Consider the following 23,553-nt stretch of genomic DNA (forward strand, 5'->3'; position numbering starts at 1 on the left):
TGTGTATATGTGTTTTGTAATTTTGAACCATCTGTCCCTCGTACTAAACATTGCGAGAACGAATGTCGATATACAAAGGAGAGTTTCCACGCTATTCAAACTAAGACCATGTAATGTTAATTATTAAATAGAAAGAGGTTATGGATGATGAATTATGAAGTGCATTTTAAAAAACACTTTCTGGATCGCTTCTCTTTTCTTCAAACTAAAGAGATATATGTGTTTGGCGCAGGGTACATGGGAAGACTAGTCGTCGAAAATTTATTGCTTCTAGGCTTAAGCGTACAAAAGATTATTGATAACGATGCTTCAAAATACAATAGTGTTATCGAAGAAATTTCTATATGCTCTTTGGAAGAATTCATTCAATTAAAGTCACAGAATGCTTTTATTATTCTAGCAATAGAAAAATATCAAGAAGTAATTAAGCAATTGGAGGATGCCGGTATTTCAAGATTCATCTATGAATCTGTTTATGAGACGATTTATAATGAAACAATTGAAGCAAACACTCAGCTTGAGCAGGTACTTAATGAGTTACTCAAAAGAGAATACAGAGATATTAACCTCCAGATGCAAAAGGAAGCATTAGTAGAAACTGCCCAGTTTGTCGCGGATAATATGTTTGATGTTAAACAATATGATGACAGATCTATTTTGATCCGCGATATACTGAGCGAGCCAAGAATTAATGGGTCCTATCTTGAGTTTGGAGTCTTTAAAGGTAATTCTATTAATTATATTTCTTCATTGCTTCCCTCCGAAACAGTGTATGGATTTGATTCATTTGAAGGATTACCTGAATTTTGGTTTCCCGGTTTTGAAAAAGGCACCTTTAATTCTCAGGGAATCCTCCCAGAAGTTAATTCCAATGTTCAATTAGTCAAAGGTTGGTTTGATGAGACTATCCCCCAATTCTTGACCAAGCATAGTCAAAATTGCGCTTTTATTCATATCGACTGTGATTTATACTCGTCAACAAAAACGATATTCAATGAGTTAAAGCATCTCATCGTTAGTGGAACTATTATTTTGTTTGATGAATATTTTAATTATGTTACCTGGAAAAATGCAGAGCATAAAGCATTTATGGAGTTTATAGAAGAAACCGGATTTAGCTTTGAATACATTGGTTTTGTTTCAAAAATTTCTCCAGGGCAAGTAGCCGTGAGGATCACCAGTACTTAGGAGTTAAGATTTCGTTTCACTCCATCATATCCCGCCCAACGCCAAAACACCCCGCAGACCGCTCTCGCGGCTGCAGGGTGTTTTTACAATGACAGCAGTCCTTAGACCACCAGATATTCCGCATTCTTCTCACATTCCGCACATTTCGCCGGCGGGTCCCAGTCCGAGAATTCGGTCTCCTTCAGATCCACAACATCCGGTGCATCCTCGTACTCGTCCACAAATCTGTCGATGGCCAGCTCAACGTGTTCCTTACATACTACATACATTCAATCAAGCATCCCTTTCTGTGCCGCTGCGGCGTATACTTCTACTATTGTTCTACCACACTTCCCCGTAAAAAGGAACCTTCCGCCGCGCAAAAATCCTCGCTTACTCCGCTCCCGCAAATTTCCCTATATCTCCGGCAATCAGCTGGAGCGCATCCCGCCAAAAAGCCAAAGAATGTACATCAATATCCATCAGCCTGGCGGCATCGGCAATATTCCGTGTGCTGGAGGCTGAGAGGAACTGCTCGTACCGGCTGACGAACGCCTGCCCCTGCTTTTTATATTGTGCATACAGCCCTTTGGAGAACAGCAGCCCGAACGAATACGGGAAGTTGAGAAACTCATTGCCTGACATATAATATCCGGCCTTACTGATCCATTGGTAGGGATGAATCGAGTCCGGCAGTACACTTTCACCGTAAGCAGCGGTCATTGAATCCAGCATCAATGCGTTTAACTCATCCACGGACAGATTGCCGGATTGTCTGCGCTCATACAAACTGCTCTCGAAGCAATAACGCGCATAGAAATCAACAATATAATACCCGGCATCCGCCAGACTCCGCTCCAGAATGGCTGCCGCTTCACCAGCCGGGGCACTCTGCAGCAGCTCACCGCTGATCAGACTCTCGCAAAAGATCGACGCCGTCTCGGCAACCGGCACCGGATAATCCGTATTGACCATACTCTGCCCGGCAAGCCGGCTGCTATGGTAAGCATGCCCGATCTCATGCGCCAGCACGCTCACATCTATATAATTACCGTGGAAGCTGGTAATCATCCGGCTCTCCCCGATCGGGAAGATATCAACGCACATCCCGAAGCTTCCTTTGCCGGTGCGCGGTTCGGCATCGATCCAGCGCTGTTCGAACACCTTTTGTGCAAAAGTGCCCAGCTCCGCACTAAACCTGCTAAAGCCGGAGACAATCATCGCCTGCGCCTGCTCATAAGTGACCACACCTGAGCATTCCCCGCCGGCAGGCGCGAATATATCATAGAACGGCAGCGCGCCGGGATGCCCCAGCAGCTCAGCCTTCTTCCTGTAATACCGGTGAAACACCGGCAGACTTTCCCGGATCGCCTGCAGCATTACTGCAAGCGTGGCTTCATCCATCCGCGAAGCTACCAGCACCTTATGCAGCGGCGATGTATATCCCCGCAGCTCATAGACTGCCGCCGCTTCACCGGTCACGGCATTAATGCAGGCAGCACTCTGCTCTGCTACACTTCGGCAGGCTTCACCCTCAGCCTCAGCTGCCGCTTTCCGTACGGATGCATCTGAATCATAAGCAAAATTCCGCAGATCAGCCAGTGACACACTCCGATCCTTGCCATCAACCTCAACATCTATCCACAGCGTAGACAGCGTCCGCATATACAGCCGCTCCCATGCCTTCGAACCGTTGGCCTGCATCCGGGCAATGACCGCTTCACCTTCTGCGCTTAGTAGATGCCCCGACTTGGCTTGCAGCTCACGCAAATAGAAGCTATGCTCCGCAAGATATGCATTGTTCTGCAGACTCACCTCTAACTCCTCCGCACTGACCCCGGCCAGCCACTTGCTGAAGCTCACCCTGGCTTCCTCCGCCCCGCTGCTAACCTCCTCCAGCTCATCCATCAGATTAACGGCTTCCGCATTGCTGCTGTCTGCGCTGAAGACCAGCTCTGCGTAGCTGAACAAACGGAGGTAAATGCTTTTATAAGCGTTATATTGTTTCAGGAACTGCTCCATCACTCCGGAGGCATCCTGTACATTCTCTAACTGTGAGGCCGCCCATGCTGCAAGCTCCCCAGCCAATTCCTCTACATGCCTCCGGTCCCGCCGGAAGGGCTCCGACTGAAATCCGGGATAGATGCTGCTCAAATCCCATGTTAACTGCACTTCATACATCTCCTTATCCGGTAAAAACTGATATCAGTATATCACGCTTGCCAAATTGCTAGTCTATGGAAATAATAGATTTAGCTATATTAGCCCGAAAGGAGCATCACCCATGGTTAACCAGACTATTACCGAAGGGGTTATCCGCACACGCTCGAAGCTGCGCAGAGACCTGCTGATTTCCATTCTGGACGAATTCGACGGCAGTATTATGACTTTGAACCATGTCAACCGTGCGGAGAAATACGGCAAAATGGCGCAGAGCGCGTTTTCCTTCTACCGGGGCAGTGCTTATCTGTTTTATTTTGATACGACCAGGCAGTACTTTCCGTACCACAGCGCACTGGACTGCCCGACCTGGATTCAGGGGGACCTGCATTTTGAGAATTTCGGCGCATTCCGCAGTGAGGACGGGAATATTGTCTATGATGTGAATGATTTTGACGAGGGGTATGTCGGCTCTTATCTCTATGATCTGCTGCGTATGGCGGTCAGTATTGCCCTTGTCGGCAGGCAGCTTGGCTACGGCGGGAAGGAGCAGCAGAGCTTCATTTCGGATTATGCCAAAGCTTATGCGCGGCAAATCCGTCGCTTCTGCCAGGGTAAGGATGATCCCGCTGATTATGTGGTGAACGAGGATAACGCCAAAGGCCCGGTCAAAAAGCTGCTGCGCAAGCTGGAGAAACGCCGTCGGAGCCATTTTCTGGAGAAGGTCACGGCCCATATGCAGAGCAGCAGGGTGTTCCTGGAGAATGCCGAGCTGCTGATTCCTGGTGCGGACGAGCAGGCTCAGCTGGAGCAGGCGTGGAGCTTTTACAAGCAGACAGTGGTGGCGCGCAAGCTGCAGAATGAGCATTTTCAGATTAAAGATATTGCCGTCAAACGCGGATCAGGAACGGCTTCCATCGGACTCGACCGCTATTATATTCTGATTGAGGGCGGCATGGAGCTGGAGGGCGCAGATGATCCTGTACTTGAGGTAAAAGAGGTCCGCGCACCCGTCCCGGCCTATTTCATGCCGTATTCGGAATCCTTCTGGCAGGCCTTTGCCCATCAGGGCAAACGGGTAACCGCTACCCAGCAGGCGATGCATCACAAGGCTGACCCTTATCTCGGGTTCCTGACGATGGATGGCCGGGAATTTTACGTACGGGAGCGTTCCCCTTACAAAAAAAGACTGAAGCTGGAGGACATCACTGATGCCGGCGAACTGACCAAAGTACTGGAGCTGATGGGCAGCCTGACCGCCAAAATGCACGCCCGGGCCGATGCCGATGTGGACAAGGGAATTCTCGATTACCATAGCGAGCAGGAAATTGCCAGAGCCATGGGCGCAGATCCGGACGCTTTTGCCCGTTATATTGCCGAGTGGGCCTTCGGCTACGCCAATCAGGTAGAGAAGGATTACACCATGTTCAAGGATTGGGTAACCGCAGAATTCGGCCTATAAATTTGCACCAAAAAGGAAGCTTTCACCGCCCGAATCCGGGCAGGAGAAGCTTCCTTTTTCTGTATAGCCTATTGCTGTTCCTTGGCTTCCGCATCCAGGAACTGAACCGGCCGGTCCAGCTCATACAGCTTGCGGTAGCGCGGCTCGCGCTCCATTAGCTCTGTATGAGTGCCGCGCATTTCCACCTGCCCGTTCTCCATAAAGATCACTTCGTCCATCTGCTCTGCACCGACCAGATGATGCGTGACCCAGAGCAGCGTCTTGCCGGCCATCGCCTCGAACATGGTGGCCAGCAGCTCGCGCTCCGTGCGCGGATCAAGGCCTACCGTCGGCTCATCGAGCACAACCACCGGCGTATTCTGCAGCAGAATGCGGGCCAGGGCCATCCGCTGGCGTTCACCGCCGGAGAAGCGCTGGCCAGCTTCGCGTACCGGAGTATTATAACCCTCCGGCAGGGAAGAGATCAGCATATCCAGCTTAGCCAAGCTTGCTGCCTTGCGGATGTCTTCCTCCGAAGCTCCGGAATTGCCCAGACGGATGTTGTTCGCCACCGTAGTATCGAACAGATGCGGGCTCTGGTTCAGCACAGCAATGACCTGCGGAATCTGCTCGCCGAGGGCAGAAGCTGCAACCCCGTTAATCGTTGCGGAGCCGGCAACCGGAGTAATGACACCCTGCACCATCTTGAGCAGCGTCGATTTGCCTGCTCCGCTGCGCCCGATAACGGCAACCTTCCGGCCTTGTGGAAGGTCGAGGCTCAGATTCTGAACCGACCAGGCATCATCTGTCGAATAGCGGTAGCCTGCCGATTTCAGTACAATATGGGCCAGCCCGGCAGCCTGAATGCCCCCGATTGCGGCAGCGGCTTCTTCATTAACAGCCGCCGGTGCCTGCAGCACAGTCCCCTTGGCCTCTTCTACACCGTCCAGGCGCTCCAGTGAATTCCGGTACTGCGGGATTTTCTCGACAGCCTCCGATACCGGCAGGAAAGCATCCGCTACCGGGAACACCACCAGCACGAACGCGGCAATCAGCGTACCGGCGATAGTACCGTCAGCGAATTCTCCTGCTGCCCAGTACAGCATCGACAGCACAGCCAGCCCGACTACCGCCTGTCCAATAAACATCCGCAGACGAGCCCAGCTGCGCAGTGCCCCATCCGTACGGGCGACTTCCCGTTCATCTGCCTCGTACGATGCCACGAACTGGGCCTGCCGTCCGCTGATCATCCAGTCGCCCATACCGAGCACGGCATCGGTCAGCTTCTGGTAGAGCCGGTTGCGCTCCTGCTTGACCTGCCGCTGGCGTCTTTGGGTGAACAACAGCGAGATTAGCGGCAGTACAACCACCAGCACCAGCATGTATAGCCCCATCAGCAGGGCGAACGCCAGATCAAAGGTGCCCAGCGCAATGATAGCTGCGGCATAGATCAGCAGCGCAATAATACTCGGGAATACAGTACGCAGATACACGTTCTGCAGGTATTCAATGTCATCAGCCAGCATGCCGAGAATATCACCGGTGCGGAAGCGCGAAGACAGAAATAAAGCCTGCGGCTCCAGAATGTTGTAGAGACGGGTGCGCATTTTGGACAGGATGCGCAGAATCGTATCATGTCCGACCAGACGCTCCACATAATGGATAACGGCACGGCTCGTCCCGAAGGTGCGCACACCGACAATTGGCACATAGACCATCAGGATATTTTCCGGCGGAATGGAAGACTTCGAAATCAGGAAGCCCGAGGTGTACATCAGGGACGAGGCTGAGAAGATCGTCAGCGCACCCAGAAATATAATCAGCACAAACCGCCAGAAATAACTGGAGGCATAAGGAGCAAACCATCCTTCACGTTTCAATGGATTCCCTCCAGTTGACTTTGAATAAGCCCGTAATAAGCACCCCGGCGCCGGATCAGCTCAAGGTGTGTGCCGACCTCCGCCACCCGGCCTTGCTGCATGACAACAATCAGATCCATATCGATCATCCAGTGCAGCCGGTGAGTCGCCAGGAATACCAGCTTCCCTTCAAACAGCGGAAGCATCGTCTCCTTGAGTTCATACTCTGTCTCAATATCAAGATGCGCTGTCGGCTCATCGAGCAGCATAACTGGACGGCTGCTGAGCAGCGCGCGGGCAAGTGCAATACGCTGCTCCTGCCCGCCGCTGACCGACCGTCCGCCGCCCCCGATCATTTCGTTTAACCCTTCCGGGAATGACGCGGCAAGCTGCGATAAGCCTGCAGCCTTTACTACTTCAGCTATATCCTCAAGCGTTGCCTCCGGGTAATAGAAACGCACGTTATCGGCAAGCGTCCCGCTAAAGATATAAGGACGCTGCGGGATATAGGCAGTCTGTCTGCGCCATGCTTCATCAGTCAGCGCACTGACGCGGTTTCCGTTAATGACCAGACTCCCGGAGGTAGGATGCAGGAATCCGCCCAGAATATCGACCAGCGTTGATTTGCCGGCCCCGCTCTCCCCGATAATGCCGATCTTGGCAGCGCCGGTAAATGCAAGGTTCACCCCTGCCAGCGACGGGATTCCGTCTGCTGCATATTGAACGCCGATTCCTTCAAGTGTAAGAGTACTATCCGGCTTCCAGCTGAATGCCCCTGCTTGCAGCGGCTGCGCAGCAGTCTGTCCGTCAGCCGAAACCGGCTCTGCCTTCACAGTCTCGCGGTCAATGATATCCTTCATCGCTTCTCCGGCTTCCTTGCCGTCCAGCGTAGCATGGAAGTCAGCACCGACCAGCCGGACCGGCAGGAAATATTCCGGTGCCAGAATCAGAATAGTCAGCCCCGTAACCAGGGTCATCTCTTCATTGATCAGCCGCAGACCCAGGCTTACAGCGACAGATGCTACAGATAACATCGTGAAGAAATCGAGCGCAAACGATGAGAGAAACGCAACGCGAAGCGTACGCATCGTTGCCGAGCGGTACCGGTCGCTGACCGTAGCTATACTTTCACTATGGCTGCGGCTGCGTCCGAGAAATTTTAGCGTCTCCAGCCCGCGCAGCGAATCGACAAAATGATTGGACAATGTCCGGTAGGACTTTAACTGCCGGTCCATCTGCTTGCGTGCGGTCATCCCGATCAGAATCATAAAGATAATAATAATCGGCATCGTCAGGGTCAGGATGACCCCGCTTGATGTATCAAGCCAGTAGATATAGGCCAGCAGCAGCCATGGTGTAATGCCCATCCCAACCATCCGCGGAATAATCAGCTCCAGATACGTACGGAACTTGGTCACTCCTTCAAGTACAATTGTAACCAGTGTTCCCGTTCCCCGGTCGCCAGCCAGCCTTGGTCCCAGCTGGAACAGCTTATCCATCATTTGTCTCCGCATACTGCTGCCCGTGGTCTCCGCGAAGCGGTAGGAGACGCGGCTCATCAGCATGGCACAGGCATGACGCACAAGAAACGCAAGAAGGAACAAGAGCATTCTTGCCCCTTGTTCCTTCAGCGGTTCTCCCGCAAATAGCGCCGAGACAGCTTCTGCCAGCGACTTGGCCAGCAGAAGAATGGACAGGCTTTGCACCAGGGTAAGGAAGCCAACGATCAGAAAGACCGGCTTAACTCCATTATACCCAAGCAAATTTTTATCCATTAGTATTCAAGATGCTCCTTCTCGTGAACCCGTTTGTGGAAGATAAAATAGCTCCAGATCTGATAACCAAGCACGAACGGCAGCAGCGTCAGCGCTACAATGGTCATTACCTTAAGTGAGTAGTGGCCGGATGCAGCATTTGTAATAGTCAGGCTGAATGCCGAATCAATCGAGCTGATCATGACCCGCGGGAACAAGCCCACGAAGACGGACAGTACGGACAATGCCATTACAGCTCCGGTCATTCCGAACGCCCAGCCGTCTTTCTTCTTGCTCATGAAATAACCGGAGAGCACGTAAGCGGCAATTCCCAGAATGACAAGAATCATCAGCACCGTTCCGCGCTGTTCAAAGATATCTGTCATGAAATAAGTCATAGTAACGAAAGCCACCAGCAGCACTGCCAGCGGAATCAGCAGCAGCTGTCCCAGTTTGCGGGCCCGTACCTGCAGATCGCCAGCCGTACGCAGGGTAGTAAACATAAGTCCATGCACCAGGCAGAGCATTACAACAGTAATACCCGCTACTACCGTATAAGGATTAACGATATCGAAGAATCCGGCATACATCTGCATGTCGCCGTCAATCGGCAGCCCCTTAATGAAGCTGGCGAACACAACGGCAAGCAGGAACGGCGGCAGGAAGCTGCCGAAGAAAATGCAGACATCCCAGGTTTTTTTCCAGCCTAGCGAATCCCGTTTGCCTCTGAATTCAAAGGCGACCCCGCGGGCAATCAGCGCCAGCAGCGCGAATACGAACGGAATATAGAATCCGCTGAACAGCGTGGCATACCAGTTCGGGAAGGCAGCGAACATCGCTCCGGCACCTGTAAGCAGCCATACTTCATTCGCATCCCAGAAAGGTCCGATCGAGTTAATCAGCAGACGGCGTTCTGTATCATTTTTGGCCAGAATCTGCGTTTCCATGCCTACACCGAAGTCGAAGCCCTCCAGGAAGAAAAAACCGATAAACAGGACCGCAATCAGCACAAACCACAATTCATTAAGAGAAAGCATGTGTAGTTCCCTCCTTGCTATACGGGTCATGGGCATCGCCATGATCGTGATCCATGTGATAAGGGCCCTTTTTAATTACTTTTATAAACAATCCGACCAGTACGATACCCAGAATGGCATAAATAGCGTTAAAAGTAATTACCGAGAACAGGACTGACCCTGCAGAAACGTTAGGTGATACACTATCCTCGGTTGTCATCAGGCCGAACACCGTCCAAGGCTGACGTCCAATCTCTGTCATAATCCACCCGGCGGTATTAGCAATCGGAGGCAGCAGAAGTCCCCAGAACATAAAGCGCAGGAACCAGGTGTTCGGACGCTCCATCTTTTTACGCCACATCAGATACATCGCATACAGGCCGAACACTACCATAAGCGAGCCGGCGGCAACCATGATCCGGAAGCTCCAGAACGTAGTCCGTACAGGCGGAATATAATTACCCGGGCCATACTCTTGCTCATATTCTGCCTGCAGCGTATTCATCCCTTTAACCTCACCGGAGAATTTACTGTAGGACAGGAAGCTGAGCAGGTAAGGGATCTTGATCTCACCGGTACTTACTTTATTTACAGGATCAATAAAAGCGGTAACGGTCCAGGCAGCAGGATCACCGCTGTCCTCCCATAGGCCTTCGGAAGCGGCCATCTTCATCGGCTGTGTCTCTACCAGATACTGGGCCTGGGCATGACCGGCAACCGCTACACCCACAGAGGATACAATTCCGACGATGGCCGCAATTTCAAAAGATTTTCTAAAGAACGGCACATCCTGCTTCTTCAGCATTTTATAAGCACTGATCCCCGTTACCAGGAAGGCACCTGTTGCATAAGCAGCCAGCAGCGTATGCGGCAGTTCAACAAGCAGTTGACCGTTAGTAATCAGAGCCAGGAAATCATTCATTTCAGCCCGGCCGTTATTAATTTCGAACCCGACAGGGTGCTGCATAAACGAATTGGCCGTGAGAATCCAGAACGCCGACAGCGTTGTTCCCAGCGCAACCATCCAGATGGACAGCAGGTGAATCTTCTTGGAAACCTTGTCCCAGCCGAAGATCCAGATTCCGATAAAAGTAGACTCCAGGAAGAAGGCTAATAGCGCTTCAATTGCCAGAGGAGCCCCGAACACGTCACCGACAAAGCGGGAGTAATCAGACCAGTTCATTCCGAACTGGAACTCCTGTAGAATTCCTGTCACTACACCAACTGCAAAGTTAATCAGGAAAAGCTTCCCCCAAAACTGTGCCATTCTTTTGTACTCTTCATTGCCCTTTCTGACATACATCGTCTCCATGATCGCAATCATCAGAGCCAGGCCAATCGACACCGGTACAAAGAAATAATGAAAGATCGTCGTCGACGCAAATTGTATACGCGACAGCATTACTGTATCCATATTTCTCCCCTTCCTTCTCCCCATTCAATATGTCTATTCTGTCAAAAACATAACGATTAAAGTGTGATGTATGTCACATTATACGCCTCGTTTTACGCAAATTTTCAATAAATTTGTGACAAATATCACAATATTCTGCGTAGAAAACAAAAAAAATAAGACGGTTTACCCGTCTTGGATTTGTTCATCAATATATTGTAAGGTTGACTTATAATGATTGTTGGTCAGGTAATGGAGATACCCTTTTTGAGTGATTTGAGATCGCCGTTGGAGTTCACCAGCTGCGGCAGCATCTTCATACTACGGGCCATTGGAGCATGACAGAGGGGGCAAGAAGGCGCATGTTCAAATGCGAAATTGTCCCTCATCCATCCATTGCAGTCATCATTGGTACAGGCCCAAATAGCGGTATTCTCTTCCGGTACTTCCTCGACAGGCTTCTTCCGGTAGTTCATTGCCGTTCCTCCCTTCCTTATATGTCACATGCCTGGACAACAAGTAAAAAAGCATCTGACGATGCTCTTACAAGTTGCTGACTGACAAATCCTTTATTACAGAACGTGTGCCCAGCGTTATTCTGCTTAGATCGGGTTGTGTTTTCAAGGGTGAATTGACTTCTGATCTTTATAAAAAAGACCGTCCCGACTTACGTGTAAGCAGGGACGGCGCTTCTATTATTACAGTTTTACAACGTTTTCGGCTTGTGGTCCACGGTTGCCTTGAACAACGTTGAATTCAACGCGTTGGCCTTCGTCCAAAGTTTTGAATCCTTCGCCAGTGATAGCGGAGAAGTGTACGAATACGTCGCTTCCGCCTTCAACTTCGATGAATCCGAATCCTTTTTCTGCGTTGAACCATTTAACTGTACCTGTTTGCATGTGTGTTACCTCCACAAATTTAAATTAATATGTTCTTTTTATCTTCAAACAAAGAAAAAATTCACACATTGAGAAGGGTTGTATTTCAATTGACAGCCCTTTTCAATACGAGAATTAGGTATCAATGTATGATTATTCTCATGTTACCACACCCGCGGAACAAAGGCAAGCTGGCATATCCGATATTCTCCGTTTTTTCCCTTAAAAGGTTTACTTTCCAATGTAAGGGCTATCAGTCCAGTTGTAACTTGCGCTTCTGTATGATACATCTTATTACCCTGCTTATTCTGCTTTGAAACGAAAGAAACGGTGCCGCCCTCAAAAAAGTTTCTGTTCAGGGCGGCCGTGCCGCTTCCCTTCCTCATGACTGCCTCTTTATTATATACAGCCTGTGCAGCATTTATTCCTGCGGCTTCTCAAGAAGTTTCACAGTAGCCTGCTTTACTTCCCCGTTCCGGTAATAAGTAATCTTCAGTTCATCACCAATCTTTGTCTGCTCATATAAATACTTGCGCAACGACAGCGTTGAGGTGATCGGCTGGTCATCAAACTTGGTAATAACATCGTTGAACTGCAGGCCTGCCTCCTCTGCCGGTCCTACCGCATCAAGCACAACGACGCCTTCTTTCACTGAAGCAGGCAGATTAAGCTCCTTCACCTGATCCTCAGCCAGAGGAACATAAGGATTGTTCAGATCTACCGAATACACGCCCAGGTAGGAACGTGATATTTTGCCCTTGGCAGCCAGCTCATCTGCCGTCTTCACCACATGGTTGGCGGGTATGGCGAATCCGAGTCCTTCAACGCCGGTGTCAGAAATTTTCATCGTATTGATTCCGATAACTTTACCATCCAGATCAACAAGCGCCCCTCCGCTGTTGCCTTCGTTAATGGCGGCATCCGTCTGGATAACCTCCTGCTCCCAGTCATAAACCCCGTCCTGGTTCAGCGATACAGGGATGGTCCGCTCCGTATAGCTTACAATTCCTGAGGTCAGGGTATCCCCGAGACCAAGCGGATTGCCGATGGCAATAACCGTCTCGCCCAGCCGCAGCTTGGAGGAATCACCGATCTGGGCAACCGTTGTAACATCCTTGGCATCCATGGACAGTACGGCAATATCCGTGACCTTGTCTGCCCCTACCAGAACTGCCTTATGTGTCACACCGTCTACCGTCACTACTTCAAGCTTGCCTGAGCCTTCAATGACATGATTATTCGTAATGATAAAGGCCTTAGTATCGTCCTTCTTATAGATAACTCCCGATCCGAGTGCGGATTCATCGAGAATGTTGAGTTCCTTATTATCTTCTTTATGATTAATAATACTCACGACCGCAGGACGGACCAGTGCGGCAGCCTGAATAATCCGGTCATACGGATCCCCGCTGCTCGCTGTAACCTTCTGCCCTACTTCCGGTACGTAGGCTTCCCTCTCGGCTGCAAATTGCCCTGTAACGAGACTGAACAGCAGCACGGCAACTACTGCACTGACTGCTGAGCTGATTACAGAGACCTGCCATGTCGCCATCGTGCGCCGTGATCTGTGCACGGTCCATTTCCGGCTGGTAAGCACTTTGCTTTTCTCCAGCTCTTTTCTTTTGCGGCGCGGTACTTTGGTTGAATAGAAATCGTCATCGAACAATCCCACGGGTACATCCTCTCCCCTCTATTGCTACTGCATTCACGACTGAACGCCAAGCAACTGCCCCCGAACTTCTCGCTCTATCTTAGACTGCGCAGAGCACTAAAAGGTTTCACTTAATAATATATACCGCCAAATCTGCGGTTTATAAGCGCCAAGGGTCTCTGATTCTTGCAACTTGCCATGATAAACACCGTGAGTCTCAGGAATATTTTGCAGCTTAAAAGACTACAATAATAGAAGTAATGAACGTCTGATGCTTATATCTGTCGGTTCCTTATAATTGTATCACAAGCCGGCATACCACCCACATTTTTCTTGGAGCAAAATACATGAAATTGTTTACAGTCTCCGTATCATCTCCAGCCGGAAAGGAGCAGGTGTCATGGAATCTTTTTCAACCAGCATGGATCTTGTGCAATTTATCGGCAAGCTTGGTGACCTCAAGGATGAACACTATCATTTGCTGCTGGTGCAGAGTGCACTGATCGAGCTCATGATTGATAAAGGAGTATTCTCCCGCCAGGAGCTTGACCGTAAAATGGCGGAGCTCGACCGGCTTATGGCTGGCTCACCTTATCCCATGGCGTAGGCCGGTCATAGTAGGTATCGCATAATTTAAATTCGCTGTCCTTGTAGAAGCAGCCCCGGTCCTCCATGGCTCCTCTCACCGACATTCTGGCCAAATCGATCATGTTATGATCGAGGCTTAGATGCGCCAGATAGGTCCGCTTGGTCCGCCCGGTCAGAATCTCGCTTAATGCCGCCCCGGCCGCCTCATTGGAGAGATGGCCCATATCGCCAAGAATCCGCCGCTTGGTATTCCACGGATAACGCCCCATCCGCAGCATCTCGATATCATGATTCGCTTCCAGCACCAGCACGTCCGACCCTTCGAGTGCCATTCTGACCTTATCGCTGACATACCCGAGGTCTGTTGCCACGCATAGCTTCTCTTTGCCATCATAAAAGTTATAGCCTACCGGTTCCGCAGCATCATGGGAGATTGCAAAGGACTCCACCCGCATGCTGCCAAAATCACGGTGCGTGCCGGTCTCCAGAATAATCCGGTTATGCTCGGCAATATTGCCTATGCCTTTTTCGATGGCTCCCCAGGTCTTGCTGTTGGCGTAGATCGGCAGGTCGTATTTACGTGCAACAGCCCCGAGTCCTTTAATGTGGTCGGAATGCTCATGGGTCACCAGTATTCCGTCTATATCTTTCCCCGTCAGCTCGCGCATCCCCAGCAGCTCATCAATCCGCTTGGCGCTGAGCCCTGCGTCGATCATCAATGTTGTTTCCCCATTGCGTACTACTGTCGCATTACCGGTAGAACCGCTGGACAGCACTGTAAATGAAATTCCCATCTCTCCTGCTCCTTCTACTCTGTTGTCTTGGGACTGATAATGTCCGCACTGATCGCATCTACGTAATAGGCGCTGCCGTCCTCCAGCCAGAATCTCCACATCGGTGAAGCCACCTGGCTCTCAGAATTAAACAGCTCCCCGTAATAGCCCAGTTCAATTTCCTTCACTACCGCGTCCGCCGGAAAATATTTTTCAATCAGGCTGCTGAGCGCCTGGGAGGCCGGAAGCACCTTCTGCACATCCGCATTTTCGTTGTCGCTGCCGGCTGCTACAATTTCAATCTTCGGTGAACGGTAGGCAACGATTTTCTGGTTGCTGTTGATGAGCTCCAGCTTTACCCGGAATAGGGAGTATTTCTGGTCCACCAGCGGGTGGAGCACGAACTTGCCGACCTCACTCTCCTGGGAATCGAAACGGTAACCTGCAATATCCGGAATTTCTCCCTGCAGGGCCTGGCTGAGCTCCGGGAATGAAGAGTACATGAGCCCGCTGTCTATAGGCTCCTTCAACAGGACCGGCGGAGCGTTCTGCTCCTCACCGGAGTAGATGTAGGTGATATCAGGCAGCTGCGGCGTAGCCGCCGGAATCGGACAGAGCACCCGAATCCCCTTCTGCTCCATAACTGCCTGCGTTTCTGCCGAGAGGGAAGTAAAATCCAGATTGGCAGTGGCCTGATCACGCAAATCCATCCACAGCTGATAGCACAGTAGCAGATTCAGCACCAGAAAAGCGTAAATTAGCACACTCTTTGCTCTGCCCCAGTCCATACTTCCCCTCCTCTATGTTTATAACTCCGCAATTATTCATTATACCGCCTAGCTGATTGTAAGCACACTGCCATCATTTAGGGTAACCCGCCATACCGGCGTAAGGCGCAGGGTATCCCGCTGCAGTACAGGAATATAGGCCGGAATCAGATCCTTCACAGCAGAGCCGGAGCTGATCTGGGCCAGCTTGGCCTTAAGCTCGTCACCGCCCGGAAGCTCTACAATCCGCTTTTCTGCCTGTTCTTCCTCCGTATACATCAGCGAACGTTCATAGGAAGAGACGGTACCCTGCTGCAGCTCCAGCATGATAACCCCGTACTGCAGCTGCGGCCGGCTCATAATCGGGTAAGAGCCGTAATACTGCTGAAACGAAACCTTGCGCTCCTGCTTTTCCTCTTCCGTCGAAGCCAGACGGTAGGTCCCGTTCCATCCGCCGTGCTGATTAACGAAATCAACAGCCTCCAGCGCATCCTTGGCAGGCGTGCTCTCGCCGGCCGGCAGCGCCGCAGGATCACTGTAGCTCATCCAGTTCAGCTCCTGATCAACCTGAAGGCTGCGCTTGCTGTCGGTATAGATCTTGGAGCCGTCTTTTTCCGGAATATATCTGGTGCTTCCCGCATCAAAGAAAAGATTGCTCTGCATCTGTTCAATGGTATACATGCCGGACGGCATCTCGGCCTCGACCAGATCCAGCTTCTCCTCGGGCACATAATAATCCCCGTTCACCACTGTATAGGGAGTCCAGTTGATGCCGAAGTCGACATGCTGCTGCACGTCCTGCACGGTAAGATCGGCTTTGGCCGCTTCATACACAATGTCGCCTCTGGTACTGAAAAAGACGGCATGCGCCTTCGAATCATTTTTGACATTGTAAATCCAGATCCGGTCAATGCTTTCTCCCTCAAACAGCGAATCAGGCGACAGCTGCATTACCCGCTGCAGCAGCGTAACCGGGATGCCAGCGCCGAAGCTCAGCTCAATCCCGGCATTGTCGCTGCGGATTTTGTCCCAGTCAAAGTCCTCTACCGAGCGCCGCTGGAAGCTTTCAAAGCTCCGTCCCTTGAGCCGGTTAAAGATCAGATCATAAAAGGTCGAGTCGGGGTAGAAGAGCGTATGCTTCCCTCCGCCCATATGAATGATCATCCGGTCGGGATAGAGCAGATTCTCCACCTTTTCCTCAGGGCCCATATTATCGGTTTTGACATACAGATTCTCAGACATGACCGCTGAATCACTGCCCGGAAGCCGGTAGATCAGATAATAGCTTTCTACCAGACTGCCAAGGACCAGGATAGCAAGAATCCATGTTTTCAGTTTTTCTCTCATCCTTCACTCCCCCTTTGCTGGTTCAGCAGAGGCAGCGTAAATGTGACTAATGAGCCTTCGTTAAGCTCCGACTGCAGGGAAATGGAACCTCCGTGCGCCTTGACAATTTCCCGGGCAATGGACAGTCCGAGACCGGTACCGCCCATATTCCGTGAACGGGCCTTGTCCACCCGGTAAAAGCGTTCAAAGATTCGCTCAATATCCTTCTTGGGAATTCCGATCCCGGAATCGCGTACCGATATGGCCAGCATCCCGTCCTCGCTTTTTACAGCCTGCAGGCTGATCGTGCCGCCCTCGGGCGTATATTTCAGTGCATTGGACACCAGATTGCCAAGCACCTGATCAATCTGGTCCCGGTCCAGCCAGGCTATAGCGACATCCTTGTGCACGATAGTGCTGATGTGAATCCGTTTCTGGCGGATCTGGAACGAGAAGCGGTCGGCCACATCCTCCAGCATCTCGGAGATATCGGTCTGCTGAATACGCAGGCTGGATTCCTTGGAATCCAGCCGTGACAGATGCAGCAGGTCGGTGACAAGCCGGATCATCCGCTCCGTTTCGTTGCGGATCACGCCGACGAACCGCACGGCCAGCTGCTGGTCATCCAGCGCCCCGTCATCCAGCGCTTCCACGTAGCTCTTGATCGTCGTCAGCGGGGTCCGCAGCTCATGGGACACGTTGGCCACGAACTCACGCCGCGACTCCTCCAGATTCTCCTGCTCCGTAACATCCTGCAGCACCGCAATCGTCCCGGCAATTCCCCCGCCCTCGCGCCTGTGGATCGGCGTGAATGTTACCCGCACGATATTCGGGTCTCCCCCGCCCATCGGCGACAGGTGAATCAGCGCCGACTGGGCATTGCCCTCGGCCAGCGAGCCTGTCTGCTCATGATCCAGGCCGAGCAGCTCATCAAGCGGTGCCCCCTCGGGCAGCGGACCCTCAGAGCCCAGCATATCGGCAGCGCGGGTATTCATCAGAATTACCCTGCCGCTCTCATCGGTAGCGACCACGCCGTCGCTCATGTTGGTCAGGATGGAAGCCAGCTTCTCCTTCTCCTCCTCATTCTGCGACAGCGCCTCGCGCAGCCGGCCGGTCATATAGTTGAACGCCTGGCTCAGCTGGCCGATTTCGTCATTGCCGAACTCGGGCATCCTGCGGTTGAACTTGCCTTCGGCAAGGGCAGTGGCATGACGGGTCATCTCTTTAATCGGATGGGTAATCGTATGGGCCAGAATGACGCATAACACAGCCGTCAGCGCCAGGGCCAGCAGCAGCCCGGAAAGAAACACGCTGTTGATCCGGCTCATCGTCGCATAAAGATCCTTCATATCAGCGGCTATATAAATCGCTCCAACGACCTTGTCACCGGCAAGCACGGGCTTGGCAACTACTTTCTTGCGCACATTATCATCGGCGATGATATATTCCTCATTATCGCTGATACCCTGCAGCGCCCGGCTGACCACAGTCTGCGTATTCCGCTGTCCTACATAGTCATTCTGTGACGGAACGGAAGTCGTGATAATTTTGCCGCTCGCATCAAGCACCTGAATTTCCGCACCGTTAATGTACAGGTTATTGACCATGCCGCGCAGGCTCTCCACTGCGGTCTCCTCATCCGTTGTTCCGGTTTCACTACCAAGCTTATCCGCAGTCAGTATGGACAGCATCTCCGCCCTTGCCTTCAGATCCTTGGTGAAATTCTCAGTCAGGGAATTCTTCATCGAGCTGACAAAATAAACCCCGATCAGCTGCATCGCCACCAGGATCAGCAAAACATAAATAATGGTCAGCCTGGCCTGAATTGTCCGGAAAAAGGACAGCCCTTTCTTCATCACAAGCCCCCGCTTTTGGGGCTATGCATCAGATAGCCCAGTCCCCGCCGGGTAAAGATATATTCCGGCTTGCTGGGATTCTCCTCAATTTTCTCTCTCAGGCGCCGGATCGTGACATCAACAGTCCGGACATCGCCGAAATATTCGAATCCCCATACCGCCTGCAGCAGATGCTCCCGTGTCATAACTTTGCCGGCATGGCGGATCATATAATAGAGCAGCTCATATTCGCGGTGGGTCAGATCCAGCGGTTCTCCGTCCTTATAGACCATGTACATGTCGGTATCCACAAACAGCCCGAAATGCTGGATACCCTGCTTGCTCTCCACCGTCTCATTCAGCAATCCGGCGGATACCGGTTTATGCTGGCGCCGCATCTGCGCTTTGACTCTGGCCAGCAGCTCGCGTGTGCTGAAGGGCTTGGTTACATAATCATCGGCGCCCAGCTCAAGGCCCAGCACCTTATCGATTTCCCCGTCCTTGGCGGTCAGCATGATAATCGGAATATCCAGATGCGCAAGGCGTACCTCGCGGCACACATCCATCCCGTCCTTGCCTGGAAGCATGAGATCGAGCAGCATCAGATCAGGCCGTTTGGATAGTGCCAGCTCCACCGCGCTGTTGCCGTCAAACGCACAGATCACCTCATAGCCTTCTTTTTCTAAATTGAATTTCAAAATATCAGCAATAGGCTGTTCATCGTCAACTACCAGAATCGTCCCCATCTGCATATGCTCAGCTTCACCTTTCTCGCCATACTTGTCATTGATTCTCTTATTTTAACATACTAGTCCTGACGTCACATCCTACTCCCGGTAAATATAAAGCCGCCCGAAACGGTTTCGGACGGCTGGGTTATAAAGAATGAATTATTTCAAATATTTCAGCGGATTGACTGCTGTGCCGTTCTTGCGGATTTCAAAATGCAGGTGGGTTCCCGTCGAGCGGCCCGTGTTACCCATAATCCCGATCTTGCTCCCCTGCTCAAGCCGTTGTCCGACTGATACCGAAATACTGCGCAAGTGACCGTAATAGGTCACGTAACCGTTCTTGTGATCGACAATAACCACATTACCGTATCCGCTCTGTACGCCGGCAAAGGTAACGGTTCCTGCATCGGCTGCCTTAATCGTACGGTTGCCCGACACGAGGTCTACACCCTTATGGGCGCGTCCCCAGCGTTCGCCGAAGCTGCTGGATAACGTTGCGCCGCTGACCGGCCAGGCGAACATGCCGGTTCCTTCACCGACAACCTTTGTCCCGCGGTAGACGACTTCGGGCAGCGATTCCTTGAGCACCGTCTGTCCCAGCCACTCCTCCTTGACGACCAGGCCGTTCTCCTTCGTTAACCGATACTGCATTTCCTTCAGCCCGGTCTGGCCGGGACGAACAACCTTGCTCTTACCGGCAGCCAGCTGATCGCTTGTACGGACAATGACCTCAGGCTCTGTAACCACCTGCTCTGTTACCTGCTCAACCGTCGTAACGGTAAGCTCAGGCTGCGGCACCGTCAGCTGCAGCTCATCCCCGATCTGCAGGGTTAGCTCCTTGACGGTTGGGTTGTTGCGGAATATATCAGCCTGAGTGATGCTGAACCGCTTGGCAATTCCTGAAACCGTATCACCTTCCTGTACGGTATAGACCAGCGGCTCTTCCTTGCCTTCAGTCAGTGCCTTGACCGCTTCCTCCAGCGTTAACACCTTGTTAGGATCAGCCTTGACCGGAACAATGGTCACCTCTTCCTCGATGGAAGCCGAATCCACCTTCCCCGTGTTTGTGGAAACCGCCGCCTTACTGGTGGCCGCCATCTTCTTCAGCTGCGCACCTGCTGTTTCCGCTGCCGCCGGCAGGTAATGCGCCTTCACGCCCTGCAGTACAGCATTTGCTGTTTCCTGGTCCTTAACGATACCGATCGATTTGCCGTCTACAGTCAGCTGAACACCGACTGCATACGCCTTGAGCATGCCATCCAGCTTGTCCAGCGTAGCTGCAGTGTCAACCACCGGCTTATATGCCGCTTCTTCCTCGGTAGTTATCCCGGTTGTCTGCAATACCATAACTGTGTCCGGATACTTGGACTGGTATTCCTCGCGTTTCTGTTCAAACAGCTGGTCCAGCTCAGACTGCTGGCTGATCTTGCCGATTTCCTCGCCCTTTACCAGCACCTTGTAATAGGTGACTGTATTGGCAGCCATATACTTCTTCTCTGCCCCGACCAGGAAGGCAGACAAAAGCACCAGCCCGGCTGATGCCGCAATCCAGGAACGCCGCAGTCTCCGCGGTTTGGGTTCCTGATGAAAGACAATAGCGTCGCCGGAGGCACGTGTGCCCTGTGGACTCTCTGCGCCGGATCCTGCGGATGTTCCTTCACTGCCCCGCAGCTTCCCCATCAGGCGCATGAACTTAAATCCCTTCATGAAACTCTCCCTTTCAATCTGCCCGTTCAGCCCGCTCCGGAGAGCGGCCAAGCTTGTTTTGCGACCCCTTTTATATATTCTGCTGTGTCTTATTTTTCTTTTTACATTAGTGTGAATGGTTCGTGTTGTATGTTATAAATTTTCACGGTGTGACCAGTGTCTTTCAGCACTTAAAAGGTTACAAAAAATTAACCCCTTCAAGTCCTTTTTTACTGTACCATAGCCCGAAGAATAATTTCAACTTTCTAAACATGGCAAAACCCGCGTTTATCGCGGGTTTTTATCAATAATTTGCAGTTTAAACACCATTTCTGTGTCTAAAAATTGACTCTTTTGTAATTTATGGATTTACGGAAGACTCCGGTGTAAGCATTTTTATTAACAGCTCATATTCATCCTGATTTACGTATTTGGCAATAACCTCCTGTATTTCCTTAACTTCAGACTCTGTTAACCCATCCTCCATTGCTGTAGAGATCGCCTGCATCTCCTCCTGCGGAAGCTTTGTCATCAGAATATTGAAGATACCTACTTTATCCTCTTCCGGTATATTGTCCTTCATCTCATTCATCGCGTCAGGGGTCATAACCAGCTGTTGATCCTGGCTCTCCGCATCCGGGGCCTCCGCGGAATCCTCATCGGCCGGCTGGCCCATAGCGGCCACAGCATCCTCTGGCACCTTCTCCTCTACCGCCTTATCACCGGCGTCCTTGGCCGGATTGTCCCCGGTATTCTCTTCCTCCTTCTGGCTGGTGACCCCGTCTGATTCAGTCTTACTGCCCATTCCCGTCAGACTTTTCACAAAGCCGCCGATCCCCGGCGCCGGGCTGTCCAGCTTAATATCAAAGCTTGCCAGCACCGACTGAATGTAGGTATTAACCACATAGGCCGTTGTCAGCACTGACAGCGCACTGGCCAGTACAACAATCAGGCATATGCCAACTGCGTTTTTTACAATCTTCATTATGTCACTTCTCCCTTGCACTCTGTCATACTCCATCTTTCGGAAAATGAATTCTTTACCGCTCTTAAATTCCAGTATTGACCATATTATGCGGCGGGAAACGTATACCCGGTGAACCGAGCCAGGCGCAAGTGAAAAATGGACATGCAAAAAGGACCCCTTTGCAGAGGTCCTCTCGTTATAAACCGTTTATTATACGTAGATTGGCAGCACTTGATTGGTCTGTTCCCGGTTACGTCCAACCGAGAAGATAGCAATTGGAATACCCGTCAGTTCAGATACACGCTCCACGTAGCGGCGGGTATTGGCCGGCAGATCCTCCAGAGTCTTAGCTGCGGTGATATCCTCGCTCCAGCCTGGAAGCTCTTCATACACCGCTTCACATTCAGCCAGCATTTTGAGGCTGGCCGGATAATGGGTAATGATCTCTCCGCGGTATTTGTAGCCGGTGCAGATCTTAACGGTTTCCAGCCCGCTGAGCACATCCAGCGAGTTAAGCGACAAGCCGGTAATTCCGCTTACGCGGCGGGCATGACGCACTACTACGCTGTCGAACCAGCCCACACGGCGCGGACGTCCGGTTACCGTGCCGTATTCATGGCCGGTTTCACGGATGTAGTCACCGGTTGCATCACTGAGTTCTGTCGGGAACGGGCCGTCACCAACGCGTGTAGTGTAGGCTTTGGCAACACCGATAACCTGCTTGATCTTCGACGGGCCTACACCGGAGCCGATGCACACACCGCCGGCGGACGGATTCGAGGAGGTTACGAATGGATACGTTCCCTGGTCGATATCCAGCATAACGCCTTGAGCACCTTCGAACAGTACTTTGGAATCCGCATCAATGGCATCATTCAGAATAACGGAGGTGTCCGTTACATACCCGCGAAGCACTTCTGCATATTCCAGATATTTCGTCAAAATCTCTTCTACTTCCAGCGGTTCTGCACCATAAACCTGTGTAATAACCTGATTTTTTTCTGTTACCAGATGACGCAGTCTCAGCTCGAATTCCTCGGCGTCCATCAGATCGGCGATCCGGATGCCGTTGCGGGCAGCTTTGTCCATATAAGCAGGGCCGATCCCTTTGCGGGTGGTTCCGATCTTGTTCGGGCCCTTGCGGTCTTCTTCCAGCGCATCCAGCAGCATGTGGTACGGCATGATGACATGGGCACGGTCGCTGATGACCAGATTCTTCGTATCAAAGCCATTTTCATGAATATAATTAATTTCTTGGATCAGGGCTTCAGGATTGATGACCATTCCGTTACCGATTACACAAGTTTTCTCTTTATAAAATACACCAGATGGAATCAGGCTCAGCTTGAACTTCTTCCCGTCAATCAGAATCGTGTGACCGGCATTGTTGCCCCCCTGATACCGGGCGACCACATCTGCACTCTCTGCCAGAAAGTCAGTGATCTTCCCTTTGCCTTCGTCTCCCCATTGTGTTCCCACGACGACTACCGTTGACATATTCATTCCTCCGTTGGCGCTAGCTTTAGCACCATTATTTATAATAATATGGGCCCTGTACAAC

21 protein-coding genes are annotated in these 23,553 nt (G+C 51.4%); 3 read left to right on the forward strand and 18 right to left on the reverse strand.

The features are described from left to right. Positions 1–144: 144 nt before the first annotated feature. A complete protein-coding gene (locus M2108_RS06315) occupies positions 145–1,188 on the forward strand; it encodes a class I SAM-dependent methyltransferase (protein ID WP_280776926.1) in 1,044 nt (347 codons plus the stop codon). Positions 1,189–1,289: 101 nt separating this feature from the next. On the opposite strand, the gene M2108_RS06320 is transcribed toward M2108_RS06315, so the two are convergent. Both M2108_RS06320 and M2108_RS06325 read right to left on the reverse strand, forming a co-directional pair. After that, complete coding sequence (locus tag M2108_RS06320) at positions 1,290–1,457, reverse strand: CxxH/CxxC protein (RefSeq protein ID WP_066377900.1); 168 nt, start codon at positions 1,455–1,457, stop codon at positions 1,290–1,292. Between the two features lie 103 nt (positions 1,458–1,560). Beyond that, complete coding sequence (locus M2108_RS06325; RefSeq protein ID WP_277467865.1) at positions 1,561–3,339, reverse strand: M3 family oligoendopeptidase; 1,779 nt, start codon at positions 3,337–3,339, stop codon at positions 1,561–1,563. A 112-nt stretch (positions 3,340–3,451) separates the two neighbouring features. On the opposite strand from M2108_RS06325, the gene M2108_RS06330 reads away from it, so the two are divergent. Continuing rightward, positions 3,452–4,789, forward strand: coding sequence for a DUF2252 domain-containing protein (locus M2108_RS06330; protein WP_277467864.1), 1,338 nt, complete (start codon positions 3,452–3,454; stop codon positions 4,787–4,789). Positions 4,790–4,857: 68 nt separating this feature from the next. Here the strand turns inward: M2108_RS06330 and cydC are convergent, their stop codons facing one another. The 8 genes from cydC to M2108_RS06370 form a co-directional block, all read right to left on the reverse strand. Then, the gene (gene cydC, locus M2108_RS06335) at positions 4,858–6,648 is read right to left on the reverse strand and encodes a thiol reductant ABC exporter subunit CydC (RefSeq protein WP_277467863.1); all 1,791 of its coding nucleotides are present in this window, start codon (positions 6,646–6,648) and stop codon (positions 4,858–4,860) included. Then, positions 6,645–8,402, reverse strand: a complete 1,758-nt coding sequence (gene cydD / locus M2108_RS06340; RefSeq protein ID WP_277467862.1) for a thiol reductant ABC exporter subunit CydD — start codon at positions 8,400–8,402, stop codon at positions 6,645–6,647. Before cydD ends, cydC begins: the two co-directional genes overlap by 4 nt. Then, positions 8,402–9,418: a cytochrome d ubiquinol oxidase subunit II gene (cydB, locus tag M2108_RS06345; protein WP_277467861.1), complete on the reverse strand. Its 1,017-nt coding sequence runs from the start codon at positions 9,416–9,418 to the stop codon at positions 8,402–8,404. Before cydB ends, cydD begins: the two co-directional genes overlap by 1 nt. Then, positions 9,405–10,811, reverse strand: a complete 1,407-nt coding sequence (locus M2108_RS06350; protein ID WP_277467860.1) for a cytochrome ubiquinol oxidase subunit I — start codon at positions 10,809–10,811, stop codon at positions 9,405–9,407. Before M2108_RS06350 ends, cydB begins: the two co-directional genes overlap by 14 nt. A gap of 224 nt (positions 10,812–11,035) precedes the next feature. Then, positions 11,036–11,266 carry a cold-shock protein gene (locus tag M2108_RS06355; RefSeq protein WP_277467859.1) on the reverse strand — a complete coding sequence of 77 codons (231 nt, stop codon included), beginning with the start codon at positions 11,264–11,266 and terminating at the stop codon, positions 11,036–11,038. 222 nt (positions 11,267–11,488) lie between these two features. Further along, entirely contained in the window at positions 11,489–11,689 is a 201-nt protein-coding gene (locus M2108_RS06360; RefSeq protein ID WP_039878010.1) for a cold-shock protein, read from the reverse strand. Positions 11,690–11,832: 143 nt separating this feature from the next. Beyond that, positions 11,833–12,054, reverse strand: coding sequence for a hypothetical protein (locus M2108_RS06365; protein WP_277467857.1), 222 nt, complete (start codon positions 12,052–12,054; stop codon positions 11,833–11,835). Positions 12,055–12,089: 35 nt separating this feature from the next. After that, the gene (locus tag M2108_RS06370; protein ID WP_277467856.1) at positions 12,090–13,340 is read right to left on the reverse strand and encodes a S1C family serine protease; all 1,251 of its coding nucleotides are present in this window, start codon (positions 13,338–13,340) and stop codon (positions 12,090–12,092) included. Positions 13,341–13,719: 379 nt separating this feature from the next. Between M2108_RS06370 and M2108_RS06375 the strand changes: the two genes are divergently transcribed. After that, the gene (locus M2108_RS06375; protein WP_068729603.1) at positions 13,720–13,926 is read left to right on the forward strand and encodes a hypothetical protein; all 207 of its coding nucleotides are present in this window, start codon (positions 13,720–13,722) and stop codon (positions 13,924–13,926) included. Here the strand turns inward: M2108_RS06375 and M2108_RS06380 are convergent. The 8 genes from M2108_RS06380 to M2108_RS06415 form a co-directional block, all read right to left on the reverse strand. Continuing rightward, on the reverse strand, positions 13,895–14,701 hold the full coding sequence (locus M2108_RS06380; protein ID WP_068729521.1) for an MBL fold metallo-hydrolase: 807 nt from the start codon (positions 14,699–14,701) through the stop codon (positions 13,895–13,897). The genes M2108_RS06375 and M2108_RS06380 overlap by 32 nt on opposite strands. 14 nt (positions 14,702–14,715) lie before the next feature. Beyond that, on the reverse strand, positions 14,716–15,468 hold the full coding sequence (gene yycI / locus M2108_RS06385; RefSeq protein WP_277467854.1) for a two-component system regulatory protein YycI: 753 nt from the start codon (positions 15,466–15,468) through the stop codon (positions 14,716–14,718). Positions 15,469–15,516: 48 nt separating this feature from the next. Then, the gene (locus M2108_RS06390; protein WP_277467851.1) at positions 15,517–16,794 is read right to left on the reverse strand and encodes a YycH family regulatory protein; all 1,278 of its coding nucleotides are present in this window, start codon (positions 16,792–16,794) and stop codon (positions 15,517–15,519) included. After that, positions 16,791–18,629: a cell wall metabolism sensor histidine kinase WalK gene (gene walK, locus M2108_RS06395; RefSeq protein ID WP_277467849.1), complete on the reverse strand. Its 1,839-nt coding sequence runs from the start codon at positions 18,627–18,629 to the stop codon at positions 16,791–16,793. Before walK ends, M2108_RS06390 begins: the two co-directional genes overlap by 4 nt. Next, positions 18,629–19,360 (reverse strand): response regulator YycF, encoded by a 732-nt coding sequence (gene yycF / locus M2108_RS06400; RefSeq protein ID WP_068729527.1) that lies wholly within the window; start codon positions 19,358–19,360, stop codon positions 18,629–18,631. Before yycF ends, walK begins: the two co-directional genes overlap by 1 nt. Before the next feature lie 138 nt (positions 19,361–19,498). Next, positions 19,499–21,046 carry a peptidoglycan DD-metalloendopeptidase family protein gene (locus M2108_RS06405; protein ID WP_277467847.1) on the reverse strand — a complete coding sequence of 516 codons (1,548 nt, stop codon included), beginning with the start codon at positions 21,044–21,046 and terminating at the stop codon, positions 19,499–19,501. Positions 21,047–21,386: 340 nt separating this feature from the next. Then, positions 21,387–22,010 (reverse strand): hypothetical protein, encoded by a 624-nt coding sequence (locus M2108_RS06410; RefSeq protein ID WP_277467846.1) that lies wholly within the window; start codon positions 22,008–22,010, stop codon positions 21,387–21,389. Positions 22,011–22,202: 192 nt separating this feature from the next. Further along, positions 22,203–23,489: an adenylosuccinate synthase gene (locus M2108_RS06415; protein ID WP_277467845.1), complete on the reverse strand. Its 1,287-nt coding sequence runs from the start codon at positions 23,487–23,489 to the stop codon at positions 22,203–22,205. Between the last annotated feature and the right edge of the window lie 64 nt (positions 23,490–23,553).

Origin of the sequence: Paenibacillus sp. PastM-3 (assembly GCF_029893965.1) — a bacterium.
Classification (GTDB): Bacteria; Bacillota; Bacilli; order Paenibacillales; family Paenibacillaceae; genus Paenibacillus_AQ.

Coding starts and splice junctions, on each gene's coding strand:
- M2108_RS06315 (WP_280776926.1), top strand. CDS start 145: ATGATGAATTATGAAGTGCATTTTAAAAAACACTTTCTGGATCGCTTC.
- M2108_RS06320 (WP_066377900.1), bottom strand. CDS start 1,457: ATGTATGTAGTATGTAAGGAACACGTTGAGCTGGCCATCGACAGATTT.
- M2108_RS06330 (WP_277467864.1), top strand. CDS start 3,452: ATGGTTAACCAGACTATTACCGAAGGGGTTATCCGCACACGCTCGAAG.
- cydD (WP_277467862.1), bottom strand. CDS start 8,402: ATGGATAAAAATTTGCTTGGGTATAATGGAGTTAAGCCGGTCTTTCTG.
- cydB (WP_277467861.1), bottom strand. CDS start 9,418: ATGCTTTCTCTTAATGAATTGTGGTTTGTGCTGATTGCGGTCCTGTTT.
- M2108_RS06350 (WP_277467860.1), bottom strand. CDS start 10,811: ATGGATACAGTAATGCTGTCGCGTATACAATTTGCGTCGACGACGATC.
- M2108_RS06355 (WP_277467859.1), bottom strand. CDS start 11,266: ATGAACTACCGGAAGAAGCCTGTCGAGGAAGTACCGGAAGAGAATACC.
- M2108_RS06360 (WP_039878010.1), bottom strand. CDS start 11,689: ATGCAAACAGGTACAGTTAAATGGTTCAACGCAGAAAAAGGATTCGGA.
- M2108_RS06365 (WP_277467857.1), bottom strand. CDS start 12,054: ATGAGGAAGGGAAGCGGCACGGCCGCCCTGAACAGAAACTTTTTTGAG.
- M2108_RS06375 (WP_068729603.1), top strand. CDS start 13,720: ATGGAATCTTTTTCAACCAGCATGGATCTTGTGCAATTTATCGGCAAG.
- M2108_RS06380 (WP_068729521.1), bottom strand. CDS start 14,701: ATGGGAATTTCATTTACAGTGCTGTCCAGCGGTTCTACCGGTAATGCG.
- yycI (WP_277467854.1), bottom strand. CDS start 15,468: ATGGACTGGGGCAGAGCAAAGAGTGTGCTAATTTACGCTTTTCTGGTG.
- M2108_RS06390 (WP_277467851.1), bottom strand. CDS start 16,794: ATGAGAGAAAAACTGAAAACATGGATTCTTGCTATCCTGGTCCTTGGC.
- walK (WP_277467849.1), bottom strand. CDS start 18,629: ATGAAGAAAGGGCTGTCCTTTTTCCGGACAATTCAGGCCAGGCTGACC.
- yycF (WP_068729527.1), bottom strand. CDS start 19,360: ATGCAGATGGGGACGATTCTGGTAGTTGACGATGAACAGCCTATTGCT.
- M2108_RS06405 (WP_277467847.1), bottom strand. CDS start 21,046: ATGAAGGGATTTAAGTTCATGCGCCTGATGGGGAAGCTGCGGGGCAGT.
- M2108_RS06410 (WP_277467846.1), bottom strand. CDS start 22,010: ATGAAGATTGTAAAAAACGCAGTTGGCATATGCCTGATTGTTGTACTG.
- M2108_RS06415 (WP_277467845.1), bottom strand. CDS start 23,489: ATGTCAACGGTAGTCGTCGTGGGAACACAATGGGGAGACGAAGGCAAA.